Source organism: Sphingomonas sp., from assembly GCF_035714405.1.
Classification (GTDB): domain Bacteria; phylum Pseudomonadota; class Alphaproteobacteria; order Sphingomonadales; family Sphingomonadaceae; genus Sphingomonas.
The window spans coordinates 31,452-48,831 of the sequence record NZ_DASTMA010000018.1 but is presented as its reverse complement, the minus strand read 5'-3'; the positions used below and the strand labels follow the sequence as shown (position 1 = coordinate 48,831).

At 69.2% G+C, this 17,380-nt stretch carries 17 protein-coding genes and 1 pseudogene; 8 read left to right on the top strand and 10 right to left on the bottom strand.

Going from position 1 to position 17,380, the window contains the following annotated elements; all coding sequences use genetic code 11:
• Nucleotides 1-43: 43 nt before the first annotated feature.
• Genes VFQ64_RS07065 through aat form a run of 3 tightly spaced genes read left to right on the top strand, consistent with a single transcriptional unit; the run spans nucleotide 44 to nucleotide 1,874 of the window.
• Nucleotides 44-670, top strand: coding sequence for a hypothetical protein (locus VFQ64_RS07065; protein ID WP_325102597.1), 627 nt, complete (start codon nucleotides 44-46; stop codon nucleotides 668-670).
• A gap of 42 nt (nucleotides 671-712) precedes the next feature.
• The gene (locus VFQ64_RS07060; protein WP_325102596.1) at nucleotides 713-1,111 is read left to right on the top strand and encodes a hypothetical protein; all 399 of its coding nucleotides are present in this window, start codon (nucleotides 713-715) and stop codon (nucleotides 1,109-1,111) included.
• 43 nt (nucleotides 1,112-1,154) lie between these two features.
• Entirely contained in the window at nucleotides 1,155-1,874 is a 720-nt protein-coding gene (gene aat, locus VFQ64_RS07055) for a leucyl/phenylalanyl-tRNA--protein transferase (RefSeq protein ID WP_325102595.1), read from the top strand.
• A 35-nt stretch (nucleotides 1,875-1,909) separates the two neighbouring features.
• Here the strand turns inward: aat and VFQ64_RS07050 are convergent.
• The 5 genes and pseudogenes from VFQ64_RS07050 to VFQ64_RS07030 all read right to left on the bottom strand — a co-directional run.
• Nucleotides 1,910-2,143: pseudogene (locus VFQ64_RS07050) on the bottom strand (DUF2155 domain-containing protein); the annotation flags it as partial.
• A 203-nt stretch (nucleotides 2,144-2,346) separates the two neighbouring features.
• On the bottom strand, nucleotides 2,347-2,736 hold the full coding sequence (locus VFQ64_RS07045) for an NADH:ubiquinone oxidoreductase subunit NDUFA12 (RefSeq protein WP_325102594.1): 390 nt from the start codon (nucleotides 2,734-2,736) through the stop codon (nucleotides 2,347-2,349).
• A gap of 41 nt (nucleotides 2,737-2,777) precedes the next feature.
• Nucleotides 2,778-3,257 (bottom strand): DUF192 domain-containing protein, encoded by a 480-nt coding sequence (locus VFQ64_RS07040; RefSeq protein WP_325102593.1) that lies wholly within the window; start codon nucleotides 3,255-3,257, stop codon nucleotides 2,778-2,780.
• Nucleotides 3,254-3,820: a cold-shock protein gene (locus tag VFQ64_RS07035; protein ID WP_325103404.1), complete on the bottom strand. Its 567-nt coding sequence runs from the start codon at nucleotides 3,818-3,820 to the stop codon at nucleotides 3,254-3,256. Before VFQ64_RS07035 ends, VFQ64_RS07040 begins: the two co-directional genes overlap by 4 nt.
• A gap of 69 nt (nucleotides 3,821-3,889) precedes the next feature.
• Nucleotides 3,890-4,420, bottom strand: a complete 531-nt coding sequence (locus tag VFQ64_RS07030; RefSeq protein WP_325102592.1) for a RecX family transcriptional regulator — start codon at nucleotides 4,418-4,420, stop codon at nucleotides 3,890-3,892.
• Between the two features lie 101 nt (nucleotides 4,421-4,521).
• Between VFQ64_RS07030 and VFQ64_RS07025 the strand changes: the two genes are divergently transcribed.
• The 3 genes from VFQ64_RS07025 to VFQ64_RS07015 all read left to right on the top strand — a co-directional run bounded on the left by VFQ64_RS07025 (nucleotide 4,522) and on the right by VFQ64_RS07015 (nucleotide 10,027).
• A complete protein-coding gene (locus VFQ64_RS07025) occupies nucleotides 4,522-6,288 on the top strand; it encodes a fatty acyl-AMP ligase (RefSeq protein ID WP_325102591.1) in 1,767 nt (588 codons plus the stop codon).
• A gap of 142 nt (nucleotides 6,289-6,430) precedes the next feature.
• Nucleotides 6,431-8,788 (top strand): putative bifunctional diguanylate cyclase/phosphodiesterase, encoded by a 2,358-nt coding sequence (locus tag VFQ64_RS07020; protein ID WP_325102590.1) that lies wholly within the window; start codon nucleotides 6,431-6,433, stop codon nucleotides 8,786-8,788.
• Between the two features lie 87 nt (nucleotides 8,789-8,875).
• Nucleotides 8,876-10,027 (top strand): glycosyltransferase family 4 protein, encoded by a 1,152-nt coding sequence (locus tag VFQ64_RS07015; protein ID WP_325102589.1) that lies wholly within the window; start codon nucleotides 8,876-8,878, stop codon nucleotides 10,025-10,027.
• Here the strand turns inward: VFQ64_RS07015 and lpdA are convergent.
• The 3 genes from lpdA to VFQ64_RS07000 all read right to left on the bottom strand — a co-directional run bounded on the left by lpdA (nucleotide 10,024) and on the right by VFQ64_RS07000 (nucleotide 13,225).
• A complete protein-coding gene (gene lpdA / locus VFQ64_RS07010) occupies nucleotides 10,024-11,418 on the bottom strand; it encodes a dihydrolipoyl dehydrogenase (RefSeq protein WP_325102588.1) in 1,395 nt (464 codons plus the stop codon). The genes VFQ64_RS07015 and lpdA overlap by 4 nt on opposite strands.
• The gene (locus VFQ64_RS07005; protein WP_325102587.1) at nucleotides 11,411-11,815 is read right to left on the bottom strand and encodes a DUF559 domain-containing protein; all 405 of its coding nucleotides are present in this window, start codon (nucleotides 11,813-11,815) and stop codon (nucleotides 11,411-11,413) included. Before VFQ64_RS07005 ends, lpdA begins: the two co-directional genes overlap by 8 nt.
• Before the next feature lie 78 nt (nucleotides 11,816-11,893).
• The gene (locus VFQ64_RS07000; protein WP_325102586.1) at nucleotides 11,894-13,225 is read right to left on the bottom strand and encodes a pyruvate dehydrogenase complex dihydrolipoamide acetyltransferase; all 1,332 of its coding nucleotides are present in this window, start codon (nucleotides 13,223-13,225) and stop codon (nucleotides 11,894-11,896) included.
• A gap of 96 nt (nucleotides 13,226-13,321) precedes the next feature.
• Here VFQ64_RS07000 and VFQ64_RS06995 point away from each other — a divergent pair, with 96 nt between their 5' ends.
• On the top strand, nucleotides 13,322-13,777 hold the full coding sequence (locus tag VFQ64_RS06995) for a universal stress protein (protein WP_325102585.1): 456 nt from the start codon (nucleotides 13,322-13,324) through the stop codon (nucleotides 13,775-13,777).
• Nucleotides 13,778-13,810: 33 nt separating this feature from the next.
• On the opposite strand, the gene VFQ64_RS06990 is transcribed toward VFQ64_RS06995, so the two are convergent.
• A complete protein-coding gene (locus tag VFQ64_RS06990) occupies nucleotides 13,811-14,593 on the bottom strand; it encodes a hypothetical protein (protein ID WP_325102584.1) in 783 nt (260 codons plus the stop codon).
• Between the two features lie 130 nt (nucleotides 14,594-14,723).
• On the opposite strand from VFQ64_RS06990, the gene VFQ64_RS06985 reads away from it, so the two are divergent.
• Nucleotides 14,724-16,001 (top strand): M28 family peptidase, encoded by a 1,278-nt coding sequence (locus tag VFQ64_RS06985; RefSeq protein WP_325102583.1) that lies wholly within the window; start codon nucleotides 14,724-14,726, stop codon nucleotides 15,999-16,001.
• A 234-nt stretch (nucleotides 16,002-16,235) separates the two neighbouring features.
• Here the strand turns inward: VFQ64_RS06985 and VFQ64_RS06980 are convergent, their stop codons facing one another.
• Nucleotides 16,236-17,327 carry an RcnB family protein gene (locus tag VFQ64_RS06980; protein ID WP_325102582.1) on the bottom strand — a complete coding sequence of 364 codons (1,092 nt, stop codon included), beginning with the start codon at nucleotides 17,325-17,327 and terminating at the stop codon, nucleotides 16,236-16,238.
• Nucleotides 17,328-17,380: the final 53 nt, after the last annotated feature.

Here is a 17,380-nt window from a genome sequence, read left to right as displayed (position 1 = left end):
GACGGGGTGAACGACATCCGCCAGCTGCTCGCGCGCCGCCCGCGTGACGCCGGTCACGCCTGGGGCGGCATCGACGGCGACCGACTCTGGTATCAGCTTCACGGCGTCGACCTTCCCGCCAAGCCGCACCATCGGTCACAGCCACGTCCTCTCCCCCGCCCATCGCGGCCTGGAGCCGGCCCGGCTGACCGCGCGGAGGCCGGCTTTGAAGGGGGGCAGCCGGCTACGACGCAAGGGCTACCGTGCCCGGCTGCTGATCCTTCATGCCAAATGGGAGGACGACAGGTCGGGGTGGCGCGCATCGATCCGGCTGCCTGCGACGCAGGACAGCTTCGTCATCCTGTCGCGCCTCGATGCGCTGTTCCCCCGGTTGCGCGACGTGGGGCGCGGGCGGCCGGGCGGTTTCCGGCTGCGCATGATCGGCGTCACGCTGGCCGAGATCGAGGCCGTCGCCGGCGAGCAGGCATCGCTTTGGGTGCATCTCGATCCGGAGGATCCGCTGGCGCGCGAGACCCGCGGCTTGCAGCTCAGCCGCGCGATGGACCGGATCAACGAGCGTTGGGGGCGCAACGCGGTCAGCGTCGGGCCGCTCGGCGGCGGCCGCCTCGACCGGGTCGGCACCAAGATCGCGTTCGGCCGCATTCCCGAGCTCGATGAATTCCACGAATGACCCGTCTTGACGCATTATGCTGCATGCGCGAAGCACCGGGCCATGAAGAGCCAAGCCCTCCGCACCTCGCCCCTCCTCATCCTCTCTGCCGCGATGCTGCTCTCGGCGTGCGGCCCGTCGCCCAGCGAGCGCGCCGCCAATGCCGCCGACGCCGCGAACGAGGCCGTCGCCGCCAACGTCACCTCCACCGAGCTGCCGCCCGCGATCAAGGCCGACAAGACCTTTCGCTGCAAGGACAACAGCCTCGCGTTCGTGACCTTCTTCGAGGGCGACATGCAGGCGGTGGTCAAGGACAAGGCGGACGGCACGCCGGTCCTGCTCAAGGCACCGGCCGCGGGTGAGCCGCTGACCGCCGAGGGTGGCTGGTCGATGACCGGCGACAGCGAAGCGGGCGTTACCCTCACGCGACCGGGCAAGGCCGCGATGTCCTGCCGCGCCTGACGGCTAGCAACGCGGGACTACGGCGGTCCCGCCCGCCTCGCTGATGGAAGCACTGGATCCTCAGCTGGTCCTGGGCGCCTATTCGGTCGGCGTGTTCCCGATGGCCGATTCCCGCGACGCGCGGTCGGTCTATTGGGTGGAGCCCCGCCGTCGCGCCATTCTGCCGCTCGACGGGTTCCATCTCAGCCGTTCGCTGCGGCGCACCATTGCCGCCGATCGCTTCCGCGTCACCGCCGATCACGCCTTCGCCAATGTCATTGCATTGTGCGCGCAGGCGGCGGACGACCGGCCGGAGACGTGGATCAACACGAGTATCGAGCAGGTCTTCCTGCAGCTCCACCAACGCGGCTTCGCGCATTCGGTCGAATGCTGGGACGGCGAGCGGCTGGTCGGCGGACTGTATGGCCTGGCGCTCGGCCGCGCGTTCTTCGGCGAATCGATGGTCAGCCGTGCCACCGACGCATCGAAGGTCGCACTGGCATGGCTGGTCGCACGGCTTCGTGTCGGCGGCTTCACCCTGCTCGACTGCCAGTTCCAGACCGCGCATCTCGCCACGCTCGGTGCGGTGGAAGTCGACCGCGCGGACTACCTGTCGGCAGTGTCCGCGGCGTTGGCGGGCGTGCCCGGCGTCTCGCTGACGACGGCGGACGGAGCGCCAGGCGACTTCCGCGCGCTCGATCGCGGCGCCGGGCCCGACAACTTCTCGGTCTCCGGGCCGGTGGCGGGGAAAGACATCGTGCAGCTCTTGACCCAGACGTCATAGATGGCGTGCTGCACGACGTTGATGCCGGGCCGCTCCTTGTAGAGCCAGCCGGAAAAGGGCCGCCGCCAGACTCCATCCGGACCCCGCACGTCCACCTGGGTGAACGCGCCGGTCAGCTGCTGCGTCTCCCAGGGCGCGGTTGTCTCGCATGCCCGCAGGCGGATGCGGACGTCGCCGATCTCGACCCCCTGCCCCGGCTTCAGCGTCACGTCGCGGGCCTGGCTGTTGCGCTTGTTGAGCAGGCCGAGCACCGCCACCCGTTGCGGCATCGGCGTCGTTCCGGCCGTGACGATGGTCGGCGCATCGGTCCGGACGGTCTGGACCGTCTCGGCGTCCGCGGCCTCGTCCGTCACCTCCTGCACCACCGGCGCGGGCTCGGCCGCCGGCCCGCGCATCGCGCGCCAGCCGAACCAGCCCGCCACCGCCAACACAAGGATCAGTGCCGCCGCGGCCAGCCACCGCGTTCGACCCGTCATTCCGGAGTCCAGGCTTCGTAATCGCCCGTGGCGGTCGCCCGCTGGCCACCCTTCTCCAACGCGCCCGACGGGCGATACGCCAGCGCCGTGCCGGTCATGTTCGCGATCCCCGGCTTCTCCCATTCGCGCGGCGGCGGCAGCGCCTGGTCGGGCACGGAGTCGAGTTGATGGTGCAGCCACGCGAACCAGCCCGGCGAGACCCGACTGGCGTCGTTGGCGCCCTGATAGATGACCCAGCGGCGCGGAAGCCCGCCGGTGTCGCGGCCGCCCTCCCAATAGACGTTGCCGGCGGCATCCTCGCCGACCCGCGTCTTGCCGCGCAGCCCGATCATGGTGCCCCAGCTGGCGCCGTTCCACCAGGTGAATGGATTGAGGTTGATGCCCATCCGCGCGCCCTAGCGGCTGGCGCGGGGCGCTTCAACCGGCGCTACCGTCCCGGCCAGCTGACCCTGTCGCCCTCGCTGATGCCAAGTTCCGCGGCACGCCCGCCGATCACCTCCAGCACGGCCGTGACGGGCTCGCCGGAGGGAACCTGCTCTTCGGAGAAGGGGATGGTGTTCTCCGCGATGCGAGCGATGGTGCCGTCGGCGCGGATGAAGATGATATCGAGCGGCTTCGGGGTGTTCTTCATCCAGAAGCTCGCCGGGCGCGGCGGACCGCCATCGGGGGGATAGGGCCAGAACAGCATGCCGCCATTCGGGCGCAGGTCGGTGCGATACATCAGCCCCCGCGCCTGCGCAGCGGCGGTCTTCGCCGCCTCGACCTGGAAGACATGGGTTCCGCCCGCGCCGGTGATCGTCACGGGCAGCAGCGTCGCGACCGTGGCCGCCGCCTCGGTGTCGCCGTCGCCACGGGCGCAGCCCGGCGCGGTCAGCGCCAGTGCGGCGAGGACCAGCCGCCACGTCACGTCCGGTCGTCCACCGCGACCGCCAGCGGCCCTTTTCGTCCCGCAACCACGCGTGCGCGCAGCGGCTGATCCGGCTCCACCGATTGGATGCCGCCGCGGCGCAGCGTTTCCATGTGCACGAACACGTCGGCCCCATCCGACCCGCGCACCAGGAAGCCATAGCCCTTGAGCCGGTTGAACCACTTGACGGCCACCGGCTCGAACGGACCCGCCTCGTCGACCAGCGCGATGGGATCGACCCGGTCGCTGTCAAAACGGCGGCTGGGCGGCGGCTCCATCACCGCCTCGGACAGGTCAATCGACAGGACGTCACGCGCCTGGAAGCCACGCCCGCGCTGCACCGCCAGCGTATCGACCCGCGCCCCCTCGGGCAGCGAGCGCCGGCCGTGCGGCTGCAGCACCGAGAAATGGATTAGCACGTCCCCGATCTCCGGGTCGTCTGCCACCGCGAATCCGAACCCGCGGGTCACGTCGAACCACTTGATCACGCCCGCGACGCGCACAGCGTCGGACGCGCCGCCGGCACCGCTATCGTCCTCCGCTGCTCGTGTCTCGCCACGCATAACACGCATTACCTTTGTCGGCCTGCTAGCCACGCGGCACGGTCGCCGCAACGCGTAGTACACTAAAACCTAACCTAGTTCATCCGCACTAGGTTCAACGCCTTGCGGGAGCGCGAGTATCCGCCGCGACAGGTCCAGCGGGTGTCCGGCCCGCAACATCGCCGCCAGCTGCTTGTCCCGCCCCGCGCGGTCCACTTCCACTCGCGCCCACGGCCCGAGCCGCTTGCGCCTTGCGAAGGCGAGCGCGGCCTCGATCGCCCGCCCCGCGACTTCGGGCGCGACCGTGTCGCGATCGGCCTCCTCGACCCGCGCCTGGATCAGCGCCCCCGACACCCGCCGCGCCCCCAGTCCGCGCCGACCCAAGGCGGCCGCCTTGGCCTGGGCAAAGGCGAGGTCGTCGATATACCCCAGTTCGGCCATCCGCTCCGCCATCGCGACCGGCTCGGCGGGCTCTCCTTCCCAACCCCGCTCGCGCACCTTGCGGCGCAGATAATCGGTCAGCTTGCCGCGCGTGGTCGCGAACCGCTCTACATACCGCAGCGCCAGCCGCTCCAGGGCAGCGCCGTCCAGCGGCGGGGGTGGGCGGCGCTCGCGGTTCATGCGCCATGTTTGTGCCACAGTAGCACCTGAATGCGAACGTTGCGGCGCGCTAAGACGTTGGGTGGACGATCGGGCGTCCCAGTTTGGATCAAAGGACCCTTATGGCGAGTGACCCCGATCAGGCCGGTGACGCCGCGCCTGCTCCCACGCCTACCGACGATGGCCGGGCCCGCCGTTATGCCGACTTCTCCACCCTGGGCGAGGCGCTGGATTATGCCGCGCTGGGAACGCGCGGCCTCAACTTCCACGATGCGCGCGGCCAGCTGACCCGGCCCTACCCGTTTGCCGAGCTACGCGAGGATGCGCTGATGGCGGCGCGGCGGCTGATCGCCGCCGGCATCGTGCCCGAGGACCGGGTGGCGTTGGTCGCGGAGACCGGACCGGAATTCGCGGCGCTATTCTTCGGCGCGATCTATGCCGGTGCCTGGCCGGTGCCGCTGCCGCTGCCGACCTCGTTCGGCGGGCGCGACTCCTATGTCGAGCAGCTCCGGGTCCAGCTGACAAGCTGCGATCCGCGCATGCTCCTCTTTCCGCCCGAGCTTGCCACCTTTGCCGCGGAAGCGGCGCAGCTGGCGGCGGTTGAGCCGGCCGATTGGGAGGCATTCGCCGCCCGGTCGGTGCCCGATGCGCCCCTGCCGCAGGCGAGCGGCGATGCGATCGCCTATTTGCAATATTCCAGCGGTTCGACGCGGTTTCCGCACGGCGTTGCGATCACCCACCACGCGCTGCTCAACAACCTCGCGGCGCACGGCCACGGCATGGAGCTGCAGCCGAGCGACCGCTGCGTGTCCTGGCTGCCATGGTACCATGACATGGGACTGGTCGGCTGCTTCCTGTCGCCGGTCGCGAACCAGGTTTCGACCGACTATCTGAAAACGGAGGATTTCGCGCGGCGTCCGCTCGCCTGGCTCGACTTGATCACCCGCAACGAAGGCACCAGCCTCTCCTATTCGCCGACCTTCGGCTATGACATCTGCGCCCGGCGCATGTCCTCGCAGACCAAAGCGTCGGGCCGTTTCGACCTGTCGCGCTGGCGGGTGGCCGGCAACGGCGCGGACATGATCCGACCCGATGTCATGCAGGCGTTCGTCGACGGGTTCGCGCACGCGGGCTTCAAGGCATCGGCCTTTCTTCCCTCCTACGGCCTCGCTGAGGCGACGCTGGCGGTGTCGATCATGCCGCCGGGCGAAGGCATCCGGGTCGAGCTGGTCGAGGAGACGCAGCTGTCGGGCGGCGGCAGTCTCGGCGAAAACGACGGCCCCCGCCCGCCGCGCTTTCGCGCCATCGTCAACTGCGGCAAGCCGGTGCGCGACATGACCGTCGAGATCCGTGAGGAGGACGGCGCGCTCCTTCCCGAAGGCGCGATCGGCAAGGTCTGGTGCAAGGGCCCTTCGGTGATGGTCGGTTATTTCCGCGATGCAGACGCGACGGCGGCGTGCATGGCGGACGGTTGGCTCGACACCGGCGACATGGGCTACATGTCGGGTGGCTACATCTACATCGTCGGCCGCGCCAAGGACATGATCATCGTCAACGGCCGCAACCACTGGCCGCAGGACATCGAATGGGCGGTGGAGCAGCTGCCCGGCTTCAAGGCGGGCGATATCGCCGCCTTTGCGATCACCACTCCGTCGGGCGAGGAGACGCCGGCGGTGCTGGTCCAGTGCCGCAGTCTCGACGACGGCGAGCGCAACCGCCTGCGCGAGGAGATCCGGGAGCGCGTCCGCTCGGTCACCGGCATGAACTGCGTGATCGAGCTGATCCCCCCGCGGACGCTGCCGCGCACGAGCTCGGGTAAACTGAGCCGCGCGAAGGCACGCAATCTGTATCTCAGCGGCGACATAAAGCCCTACGCCATCGCCGCATGATCGAGCCGCAGCGACCGGTGCGAAGCGACCGGCGCCTTCAAAGATCGTGTAAGCGCAATAAAACCTGATCTGCGTCAATTAAATCACGCAAATCGGATCGAGGGAAACCAAGCGATAACCCTCGGTCGCTAGCAGCGTTCTCGTGCAACCGCTTTCCCCCGCTCACGCCGGACCCACCGGGTTCGCTCTCAAGACGCTGCTCGGGATCAGCGACGGCGTCGATTCGCCCGAGTGGGGTCGCATCCGCGCCGCCCAGCTTCATGCCGGAAGAGAACTGGCGCTGTTCCTGCTCAGCGCCAATCTGATCGGCGCCGTCGCCACCGTCCTGCTGCTGGCGGGCAGCGTCGCCTGGCTGCCGCTCGGAACCTGGGCCGCGTCGGTCGGCGTCATCGCTACCGTCATCACCTTGCGGCGGCTTGGATCGCATCATCGCGCCGACGGCTATGCGCGACTCCAGGATCTGCGTGGCACCGCTTGGGGCGGAGTCGCGCTCGGGCTGGTCTGGAGCATAGTACCGCTCATGCTCGCCGGGAACGCCGGCCCGGTGGCCACCGCGGGGATCGGCCTCGTGCTCGTCGTGCTGATGAGCGCGGCCGCGGTCGCGCTCGCGCCGCTTGCATTGGCGACCCTGGCCTTTCTGATCATCGTCGGCGCCAGCATGGCCGGGGCTTTGGTGATGCATCAGGCGCACGCCGCCGCTGCCGGTGTCGGCCTGTTCGCCGCCATCATGGTCATAATGTGCATCGGGCGTACCCGCGCGTTGGTCATGATCCGCGCCGGTCAGATGGCGCTCGCGGAACGTGACGAAACGGTCAGCCTGCTGCTGCGCGAGTTCGAGGAACAAGGCGCTGACTGGCTGTGGGAAACCGACGCCGCCAGGCGGGTGGTTAAGGCTTCGCCGCGTTTCGCGGTCGCATGCGGGCTCGATCTCGTCTCGATCAACGGCATGCCTTTCCTGCAGGTGCTGGCCGGACCGACCTGGGAAACCGGCAATTTCGCCAATGCGCTGCGCACGCTGGCCGAGAAGATGAAGGCGCGCGAGAGCTTCCGCGACCTGCGCTTGCCGGTGTACATCAATGGCGAGGAGCGCTGGTGGGAGCTGTCCGCCAGCCCGCGTCAGGATGAACGCGGTGCGTTCGTGGGCTTCCGGGGCGTCGGCTCCGATGTGACGGAACAGCGCGCCTCGGCCGACAAGATCAACCGGATGGCGCGCTTTGACACGCTCACCGGCCTGCCCAACCGGCTGATGATCAACGAGACCTTGGTACGCGCGATGGCGGAGGCCGAGAAATGGGGGCGCCGTTGTGCCTTCATGATGATCGACCTCGACCGCTTCAAGGCGGTCAACGATACGCTGGGTCATCCGGTCGGCGACCGCTTGCTGAGCCGCGTGTCGCAGCGGCTCGCGCAACTGATGGGCGCCAACGAGATGTGCGGTCGGCTGGGCGGCGACGAGTTCGCGGTCGTCATTCGCGACGCGACCGACACGGCGGGAGTCGAGCGACTGGCGGGCGCGATTATCGAGACCTTGTCGCGGCCCTACGAGGTCGATCAGCACACGCTGTACATCGGCGCCTCGGTGGGGCTCGCCACCGGTCCGCGCGACGGCCGCACCGCGGAGATGCTGATCCGTTCGGCCGATCTGGCGCTGTATCGCGCGAAGGACGGCGGCCGCGGCATCTTCCAGTCCTATGAGCCCGCCTTGCATGTCCAGGCCGAAGAGCGCCGCGTACTCGAGATCGCGCTGCGCGGCGCGCTCGAGAATGGCGAGATGCACCTCCATTATCAGCCCGTGGTCGACGCCGGCTCCGGCCGACTGACCGGCTTTGAGGCGCTGCTGCGTTGGGACTCGGCTGAATTCGGCAGCGTCAGCCCGGCCAAGTTCATCCCGCTCGCCGAGGAAGCTCGGCTGATCGAACCGATCGGCGAATGGGTGCTGCGCACCGCCTGCGCCGAGGCCGCGCAATGGCCGCACGCGATCCGCATCGCGGTCAACGTCTCCGCCGAACAGCTGCGCAACCCGCAGTTCGTGGCCACCGTCACCTCGGCGCTCGCGAGCAGCGGCCTTTACGCAGACCGGCTCGAGCTGGAGGTGACCGAGAGCGTCTTCATGCATGAGGAGCTGGGCGCGACCAAGGTGCTGGAGCGTGTCCTCGACCTGGGCGTGAAGCTCAGCCTCGACGATTTCGGCACCGGCTATTCGTCGCTGGGTTACCTGTCGCGCACCCGCTTCTCGTCGATCAAGATCGACCGCAGCTTCGTCAAGGGCGCGTCCAAGGGCGTCCGCGAGGCGATCGCCATCATCCGCGCCGTGGTCGCGCTCGCCAAAAGTTTGGGCATGGCCACCACTGCCGAAGGCGTTGAGACCGAGGCCGAGCACAAGATGGTCGAAGAGCTCGGCTGCTCGAAGGTGCAGGGCTATTATTTCGGCCGGCCGCTGCCGGTCACCGAGGCGCGCGAACTCGCCATGCGACAATTCTCGGAACGCGACGCGGCTTAGGGTCCGGCCCGGCTCGATCGCCCGCCTCGCCTGGGTTGCCCTGCGTCCGCCCAGCAGGCAAAGCGCCCGGACTTCTGGGGGGATATCATGCCGCACGACGTTGCGCCGGCAGTCGGACCGACCGTCTGGATGTCGGCCGCCGGCGACGCCACCGACCGCGCGGTTTGGAGCGGCATCACCGCGCACCTGATCGAGGGCGCGCGCGCGGCGGGCTTGCCATTCGATGGGCTGGTGCTGGGACGTCCCGGCGAGCGCCTGCGCAAGGCCTGGAACATCATGAGCCTTGCCACCACCGGCCGCTTCGGTGGCTTCCAATATTCACCGCTGTTCCTGAACCGCATGTGGCAGGGCCAAGCCCTGGGCGGACGAACCGTCGCAAGCTGCTATCAGGTGCTGCCAGACTGGGTGATCGACGCCCCCGACGTGACGCGCTGGTTCTATATCGACGGTACACTGACGCAATTATGGGCCTCCGCGGACTACACCGCCCGGCCATTGCCGCCCCGCCGGGCGAAGGCTGCGCTGGAACGCGAGCGGCGCGGCTACCACAGCGCGACGGGCGTCATCTGTCACAGCCACTGGGCCGCCCGCAGCGTCATCACGGATTATGGGGTGCCGGAGGATCGGGTCCATGTGGTCGTGCCGGGCGCCAATGTGGAGCCGGGCAGCTATGCGCGCTGGAGCGCGCGACCGCGCGCGCCCACGCCGACGGGGCCTCTGCGCCTAGTGTTCGTCGGCATGGGCGGGATGCGCAAGGGGCTCGACCGGCTGCTGGAGGCGTTGCCGCTTGCCCGGGCGGCTGGCGCTGAGCTGACCTTGAGCGTGATCGGCTGTCCGCAGGCTTCGATGCCGGCGCAACTCGCGGCGACCCCCGGTGTCGAGTGGCTGGGCCTGGTCGACAAGCGGCGGGATGCTGACCGCTTCATCGACCTGGTCGCCGGGTCGGAGGTAGGCTGCCTGCTGTCGCGCTCGGAGTTCGGTGGCATGGCGCAGCGTGAATTCGCGGCCCTAGCGCTGGCCGGCCTGGGTCCGGACGTCGATGGCGCGCCCGAGCATGCGGGCCCGGGCGCACTGCTCGTCGGGCCGGACGCGACGCCCGCCGACATCGCGCGTCTGCTGGGCGAGCTTGCCCGCCGCGGCGACACCTACCACCGGCTGCGCGATACCGCCTGGGCGAATCGTCACACCGCCACCTGGGCGCATGCGGCGCGGCAGCTCTACGCCACCCTCGCCGGCTAGATGTGGATGGGCCGCCCATAGGCGGCGAGCACGCTCTCGTGCATCATCTCGCTGAGCGTCGGATGCGCGAACACCGTCTCCATCAGCTCGGCCTCGGTCGTCTCCAGCTGCCGCGCGACGACATAGCCCTGGATCAGCTCGGTGACCTCGGCGCCGACCATGTGCGCGCCGAGCAGCGCGCCGGTGCCAGCGTCGAACACCGTCTTCACAAACCCGTCCGCCTCGCCGAGCGCGATCGCCTTGCCGTTGCCAATGAAGGGGAACTTGCCCACCTTGACCTCATGTCCTGCCTCCTTGGCCTTGGCCTCGGTCAAGCCGACCGAGGCGACCTGCGGACGGGAGTAGGTGCAGCCCGGGATGTTCCAGACCTCGAACGGATGCGGGTTGCCGCCGGCCAGCTTCTCGACGCAGACGATCCCCTCATGGCTCGCCTTGTGCGCCAGCCACGGCGCGCCGGTGACGTCGCCGATCGCATAGACGCCGGGGACGTTGGTGCGGCCGAAACCGTCCACGGCGATATGCCCGCGCTCGGTCTTCACCCCCAGCGCCTCCAGCCCGATCTCCTCCGTATTGGGCACGATCCCGATCGCGACGACGACGTGGCTGTAATCCTCCGTCGAGACCTTGCCGTCCCCGCCCTTGATGCTGGCCGTGACGCCGGAGCCCGCCACCTCGATCTTCTCGACGCCTGCGCCGGTGACGATCCGGATGCCCTCCTTGACCAGCCGCTTGGCCATGAAGGCGCTGACCTCCTCGTCCTCGACCGGCAGGATGCGCGGCAGCATCTCGACGATCGTCACCTCGGCGCCCATGTCGCGATAGAAGCTCGCGAACTCCACCCCGATCGCGCCCGAGCCGATCACCAGCAGCTTTGTCGGCATCTCGGCCGGCACCATTGCGTGGCGATAGGTCCAGATGCGCTTGCCGTCGGCCTTGGCAAACGGCAGGTCTCGTGCGCGCGCGCCGGTGGCAATCAGGATGTGCTTGGCCTGTAGCTCGACGGAAGCATCGCCCTGCGTCACCGTCAGCTTGCCCGGCGCGGTCAGCTTGCCGACGCCCTCATGCACCGCGACCTTGTGCTTCTTCATCAGCCCCTTGACGCCCGCATTCAGCTGCCCCGCCACCTTGCGGCTGCGCTGCACGATCGCATCGAGGTCGAAGCCGATCTTCTCCGCTTTCAGCCCGTAATCGGCCGCATGCTGCATGTAGTGGTAGATTTCCGACGTCCGCAGCAACGCCTTGGTCGGGATGCACCCCCAGTTGAGGCAAATCCCCCCCAACCGCTCCCGCTCGACCATCGCCGTCTTCAGCCCGAGCTGCGCCGCTCGGATCGCCGCGACATAGCCGCCGGGCCCGGAGCCGAGGATGATGAGGTCGTAGGTGTCAGGCAAGGGGTTCGTCCTTCTGCTCCCTCCCCCCTTGCGGGGGAGGGCCGGGGAGAGGGGTCGGCGAGCCGTCAGGCTCGCCGTTCAGCGCCGCGTAGACGGCATCCGCGACTTGCGTGGGTCTGGCGAGAACATCGTTGTTCCATAAGCGCAACAAGCGGAAGCCCTGCGACCTCAGCCACGTATCGCGCCGTTCGTCATAGTCGTTGTCGACGTGCTGCGAGCCGTTCGCTTCGACAATCAGCCGTGCCTCGAAGCAGACGAAGTCGACGATGTAGCGGCCGATAGGTTGTTGACGCTTCCACTTGAAATCGGCGAGCCGCTTGCCGCGCAACAGACCCCAGAGCACGCGTTCCGCCTGCGTCGGCTCCGCTCGCATCGACCGCGCGCGATCGAGCAGCACCCCTCTGCCTCCCACCGCTGCGCGGCGGGCCCCTCCCTCTCCCACAACGGAAGAGGGAAAGGCTGAGGCCTCGCCCATCTACGCCAGCAATCCCAGCGGCTTCTCCACCAGCCCTTTGAACGCCTGCATCAACTCCGCCCCGTCCGCGCCGTCGATCGCGCGGTGGTCGAAGCTGCCGGTGGCCGACATGATCGTCGCCACGCCCAGCGTTCCGTCCGGCATCACCCAGGGCCGCTTCTCGCCCGCGCCGACCGCCAGGATCATGCCCTGGGGCGGGTTGATGACCGCGTCGAACTGCTTGATCCCGTACATGCCCATGTTGCTGATCGACGCGGTGCCGCCCTGATATTCCTCGGGCTTGAGCTTGCCCTCGCGGGCGCGGCCGGCGAGTTCCTTGATCTCGGTCGCGATCACCGACACCGGCTTGGTATCCGCCTCGCTGACGATCGGCGTGATCAAGCCGGCCGGCGTCGACACGGCGACGGAGATGTCTGCGCGTTTGAACGCGATCAGCTGGTCGGGCGTGAACATGACGTTGCACTTGGGCACCTGCATCAGCGACGCCGCGAGCGCCTTCACCAGCAGGTCGTTGACCGACAGCTTGACGCCACGCGCCTCCAGCGCGTCGTTGAGCTCGGCCCGCAGCGCGAGCAGCGCGTCCAGCTGCACGTCCACCGTCAGGTAGATGTGGGGCACCGTCTGCTTCGCCTCGGTGAGGCGGCGCGCGATCGTCTTGCGTACGTTGGAAAGCTTGGTCGCCGCGTGCGGGATCTCCGGAATGGCCACCGGCTTGGACGCCGCGACCGATGCCACGTTGGCCACTTCTTCCTTCCCCGACGAAGGCCGGGGCCCAGTCTCGAGCTGTGGCGTGATCGGTGCCCGACCGTCCCCCGACTGAAGGCCTTCCACATCGGCCCGGACGATCCTCCCGTTCGGCCCGGACCCCGACAACGACGACAGCTCCACCCCCTTCTGCGCCGCGATCCGCCGCGCCAGCGGGCTTGCCTTCACCCGCTCGCGTCCAGCATCAGGCATCGCGCTCGCCTTCTCGCCCGGGTTCGGCGGCAGGCCGTGATCCTCGGCCTGCTCCTCCGAGCGCGCGACCGGCTCGGCCCCCTGGGCGGGTGGTGCGGCGGCCTCCGCCTTCGGCGCAAGCGCGGCGCTCTCCCCTTCCTCGGAGATCGTGGCAATCACGGTCCCGACCTTCACCCCATCCGTGCCCTCGGCCACCGCGATCGAGGCGATCACGCCCTCGTCGACCGCCTCGAACTCCATGGTCGCCTTGTCGGTCTCGATCTCCGCCAGGATGTCGCCCGACTTGACCGTGTCGCCGGCCTTGACCAGCCACTTGGCGAGCGTCCCCTCCTCCATCGTCGGCGACAGCGCGGGCATCTTGATCTCGATCGCCATGGGGGTTCCCGTTCCTGGACGCGGCAACCCTTTGCGCCCGGCCCGCGACGGGTCAAGCCTTGCGCGGGCGCGCGGGCCGGTCCACGCTTCATCCCGATGCGCACCTATCTCGTGGTGATCGACGACAGTCCCGAGGCGGAGATCGCGCTGCGCTTCGCCGCCCGGCGCGCGGTCAAGACCGGCGGCGGCGTCGAGATCCTCAGCCTCGCCGAGCCGCAGGAGTTCATCGCCTTTGCCGGGGTCCAGGCGACGATCGAGGAGGAAGCGCGCCACCACGCAGAAGCTTTGGTCGCCGCCGCGGCGGGGACGCTGCTGCAGGAATCCGGCCTGCGCCCGACCATCACCGTGCGCAGCGGCGATGGTCCCAGCATCATCCGCGAGCTGATCGCCGCCAACGACGCGATCGCGGCGCTGGTGCTCGGCGCCGCGGCCAGCGGTGTGCCAGGGCCGCTGGTCGCCCATTTCGCCGGTGCGGACGCGGGCGCGCTGCCGGTGCCCGTGATGATCATCCCGGGCAGCCTGACGCGCGAGCAGATCGACCGGCTGTCCTGACGGCCCTCTCCCAAACCGGAGAGTGCCACCGGTCTATTGCTTCGTCGCCGTGAAGCTGTTCGTCGAGCCGTTGAGCATGTTGCGCCCCATGCCGGTCAGCGTCTTGCCGTCGGGTGCGACTGTATAGGTGGTGACGCCCACCACCTTTCCGCCGCGCATGTCGGTCAGCCGCATCGAGCGCGGCCCCACTCGCTCCGCCTTGGTCATCGTCTTGCCCGGATCGCCCTCGTTGAGCGCGAAGGGGCCGCCGAACGTGGCATTCAGCGTCTCGCCCAGGCTCGTCAGCTGCAGCTTGTCGCCGTCGGTTTTGATGCTCACGGTCATGCCGGCGTCCGAGACCGCGGTAGGCGGCGCGAAGGCCCAGCTGCCCGACAGCAGGTGCGCGCCCGCCGCCGGTTTGCCGACGCGGGTGGCGCTGCCCTTCGTCTCGACCGGCGTACCGGCGCCGTTGTTGGTGTTGGAGCTGACGGTCGAAAGCGTCAGCCCGTCGGCGGAGATGGTGCTGGTATTGTTCGCGATCACCTGGCCGGCGCGCTTGAACTGATAAGTCACGGTGCGATCGTCGGGGGTGGAGATCGCCACCTCGTCCCAGTAGTCCATGCCGGTGACCTTGTGGAACTGGCCGTCGGCCGGCACACTATAGGGCGGCGTGCAGGTCACGCAGCGATAGGTGCTGCCCTGCAGCGCATAGGTCTGCGGCTTGGCCTGGTTCTTCATGGACGACAGCTGCGCCTTCCAGGTCCCGTCGAACGGACTTTGCGCGAGCGCAGGCGCGGTGGCGAAGATCAGCCCGCCGGCGGCGAGCTTCCACAACATTGTCGGCATCATATTCCCCTGTTCGTCTGGAGGTGAGCGCGACCGTTGTTCGGTTTGCGCGCGTGCTATCCGGGGCCGGTGAGTCGAGTCAAAGCTTGAGCCCCGGCGCACTTGCCGCCACGGTGGCGCCATGATCACGCTGCTCCTCGCCGCCGCCACGCCGGCGCTCCCCGCACCCGATCCCCAGCGCCTCCGCTCGGACGTGGAGGCAATGGTCGCCTTCGGTACCCGCCACACACTGTCCACCACCACCGACCCGCGCCGCGGGATCGGCGCGGCGCGCGACTGGACGGCGCGGCAGTTCACGGACATCGGCCGCGTGTGCGGCGGCTGCATCACCGTGGAGCGTGTCGCCCGCCGCTTTACCGGCCCGCGCGCGCCCGAGGGGGTCAATGTCGAGAATGTGCTCGGCATCCAGCGCGGGCGCGACCCCAATCGCGTGGTGATCGTCGGCGCGCACATCGACAGCCGCATCACCGACGTGATGAACGCGACCGACGACGCGCCGGGCGCCAACGACAACGCCAGCGGCGTCGCGCTGGTGCTGGAGGCCGCCCGGATCCTCTCCAAACACCGATTCGACGCGACGATCGTCTATGCCGTCTTCTCGGGCGAGGAGCAGGGACTGTGGGGCGGCGAGCTGCTCGCCGACACCGCGAAACAGCGCGGCTGGACCGTGTCGGCCATGCTCAACAACGACATCGTCGGCAACACGGTCGCGCAAGGGGGCAAGCGCGTCGCCGGCCATGTCCGCGTCTTCTCCGAAGGCATCCGCGCGTCCGAAGCCCTGCCCGAACAGATCGCGCGACGCGGCGACGGTGGCGAGGACGATGGCCCGTCGCGCGCCCTGGCTAAAGCGATCGATGGCATCGCCGCCGGCGTTCGCGGCGGCCTCGACGTGTTCGTCGACCGCCGTCCCGACCGGTTCGGGCGCGGCGGCGATCACGAGCCGTTCCTGCGCGTGGGCATCCCTGCCGTACGCTTCTCGGTCGCCGCGGAGAATTGGGACGCGCAACACCAGGACGTGCGCACGGAAAACGGCCGCGTCTATGGCGACACCGCCGACCGCATGGATTTCGGCTATCTGGCGAAAGTGACCGCGATCAACGTCGCCGCGATCCGCCGCTTCGCCGGTGCGCCGGCCGCACCTGCTACCGTCGCGCTCCGGGGCGACCTGTCGCGCGACACCACCGTCACCTGGGCGCCGGTCGCCAGCGCCGCGAAGTACCGCATCCGCTGGCGCCGCACCGATGTGACGGGCTGGACGGGCTCGCGCGACGTGACCGGCACGACGGCGGTGCTGACCGAGGTGCCGGTCGACGATCATTTCATCGGCGTGTCCGCGCTGGCGGCGGACGGCAGCGAGAGCCTCGTCACCTTTGGCGGTAGGGATCGTACGCGGCGCTAACCGAGAAAGGGGAAGGGCGAGGCAGCCAACCTCCGTTCGCCCTGAGCGAAGTCGAAGGGCAAGCCCGGCCACATGTGCTTCGACTTCGCTGTAAGGCAGCGAAGCCTGTCCTGAGCGGCTGGCTCTGCCAGCCTGCCGAAGGGCTCAGCACGAACGGTTAACAAAAACACGGCGCCGCCCCGAAAGGGAAACGAAGCGGCGCCGGCGCGGGCTCGCACAAGGCGGGCCGCTACCTCAGCGGCAGACGCAGCGCGGCCTGAGTTTGCCCTTCGCCCGCCACACCCGTTTGCCCGCGTAGACCTTGCGCTTGATCACCGTCGGCCGCGTCCAGGTGACGCTGTCCTCCTCGATGATCTCGGTCGTCGTCGTGGTCGTCACCACCGGCGCGCTCTGCACCGTCACCGTGGTCACCGAGCCATAGGGCGCGGTGACGATCACCGGCGCGCCCGGTGCCGCCTGATAGCTGCCACCATAGCCGCCACTCGTCACCACCGTCGTGCGCCCGTCGCGCGACGTCCAGCCACCCGGTCCACCCATCGGCGGCGGTGGATAGTCCGGTCCGCGACGATGGATGATGACCTCGCGCCGCTCGCGCATGCCGGGCTCCGGAGGATAGTCGGGCGCCATCGGCGGCTCGTCATACCCTTCACGCCCGTCATGACCGTCACGTCCGGCGTAACCGTCGCGATGGTCCATGCCCTCGTGGCGGCCGCGCTTCGTGTCGGTCGCGCGGTCGGTGCCATAGCCCGCCGCCGCGCCCACGCCGGCACCGAGCAGCGTGCCGGCCAGCTTGTCGCCGCGCCCGGCGATCACGTTGCCCGCGACGCCGCCCACGACCGCGCCCGCGATCGCCCCACCGGCGCCGCTACGGCCCTCATGCTCGCGCTCCCAGTCGATCGCGCCGCGATGATCGTAGACCGCGCCCTGCCGGTCGACCATCACCGCGTCGTCGTAATAGCGCACCCAGTTATACCCGCTGACCGGCGCGGGCAGGCCGTAATAGCTCCAGTCGGTGACGTAGAAACGCGGCGCCACCCAATAGGTCGGCAGGCGATAGCCGCGGAACGGCTGGCGATACGCCGCCCAGCCCCCGGGCGCGTTGACGCCGCCCCACCACTGGCCGCCGATCTTGCTGCCCCAGCGCGCGCCGCGCGACCGCCCCCGCGGCACCTGCGGCATCGGCATGTTGGGCCGCGCATGCATCTGATGGGTGGGCATCGGGTAAGCGGCGCCCGGCCCGCGCTGCACCACCCGCTGCTGCGCGCCCGCGGCCGCCGTCGTCAACATCAGCGCGGCGCCCGCGCTTGCCATCACCATGCTTCGCATGACCTGATCTCCCTGTTCGGCGGCGCAACGCCTGCATCCCTTAACGGGTTGCT

Excerpts from the sequence above, each read along its gene's own strand:
- VFQ64_RS07060 (WP_325102596.1), top strand. The coding sequence starts at position 713 with ATGAAGAGCCAAGCCCTCCGCACCTCGCCCCTCCTCATCCTCTCTGCC.
- aat (WP_325102595.1), top strand. The coding sequence starts at position 1,155 with ATGGAAGCACTGGATCCTCAGCTGGTCCTGGGCGCCTATTCGGTCGGC.
- VFQ64_RS07045 (WP_325102594.1), bottom strand. The coding sequence starts at position 2,736 with ATGGGCATCAACCTCAATCCATTCACCTGGTGGAACGGCGCCAGCTGG.
- VFQ64_RS07035 (WP_325103404.1), bottom strand. The coding sequence starts at position 3,820 with ATGCGTGGCGAGACACGAGCAGCGGAGGACGATAGCGGTGCCGGCGGC.
- VFQ64_RS07030 (WP_325102592.1), bottom strand. The coding sequence starts at position 4,420 with ATGAACCGCGAGCGCCGCCCACCCCCGCCGCTGGACGGCGCTGCCCTG.
- VFQ64_RS07025 (WP_325102591.1), top strand. The coding sequence starts at position 4,522 with ATGGCGAGTGACCCCGATCAGGCCGGTGACGCCGCGCCTGCTCCCACG.
- VFQ64_RS07015 (WP_325102589.1), top strand. The coding sequence starts at position 8,876 with ATGCCGCACGACGTTGCGCCGGCAGTCGGACCGACCGTCTGGATGTCG.
- VFQ64_RS07000 (WP_325102586.1), bottom strand. The coding sequence starts at position 13,225 with ATGGCGATCGAGATCAAGATGCCCGCGCTGTCGCCGACGATGGAGGAG.
- VFQ64_RS06995 (WP_325102585.1), top strand. The coding sequence starts at position 13,322 with ATGCGCACCTATCTCGTGGTGATCGACGACAGTCCCGAGGCGGAGATC.
- VFQ64_RS06990 (WP_325102584.1), bottom strand. The coding sequence starts at position 14,593 with ATGTTGTGGAAGCTCGCCGCCGGCGGGCTGATCTTCGCCACCGCGCCT.
- VFQ64_RS06985 (WP_325102583.1), top strand. The coding sequence starts at position 14,724 with ATGATCACGCTGCTCCTCGCCGCCGCCACGCCGGCGCTCCCCGCACCC.
- VFQ64_RS06980 (WP_325102582.1), bottom strand. The coding sequence starts at position 17,327 with ATGCGAAGCATGGTGATGGCAAGCGCGGGCGCCGCGCTGATGTTGACG.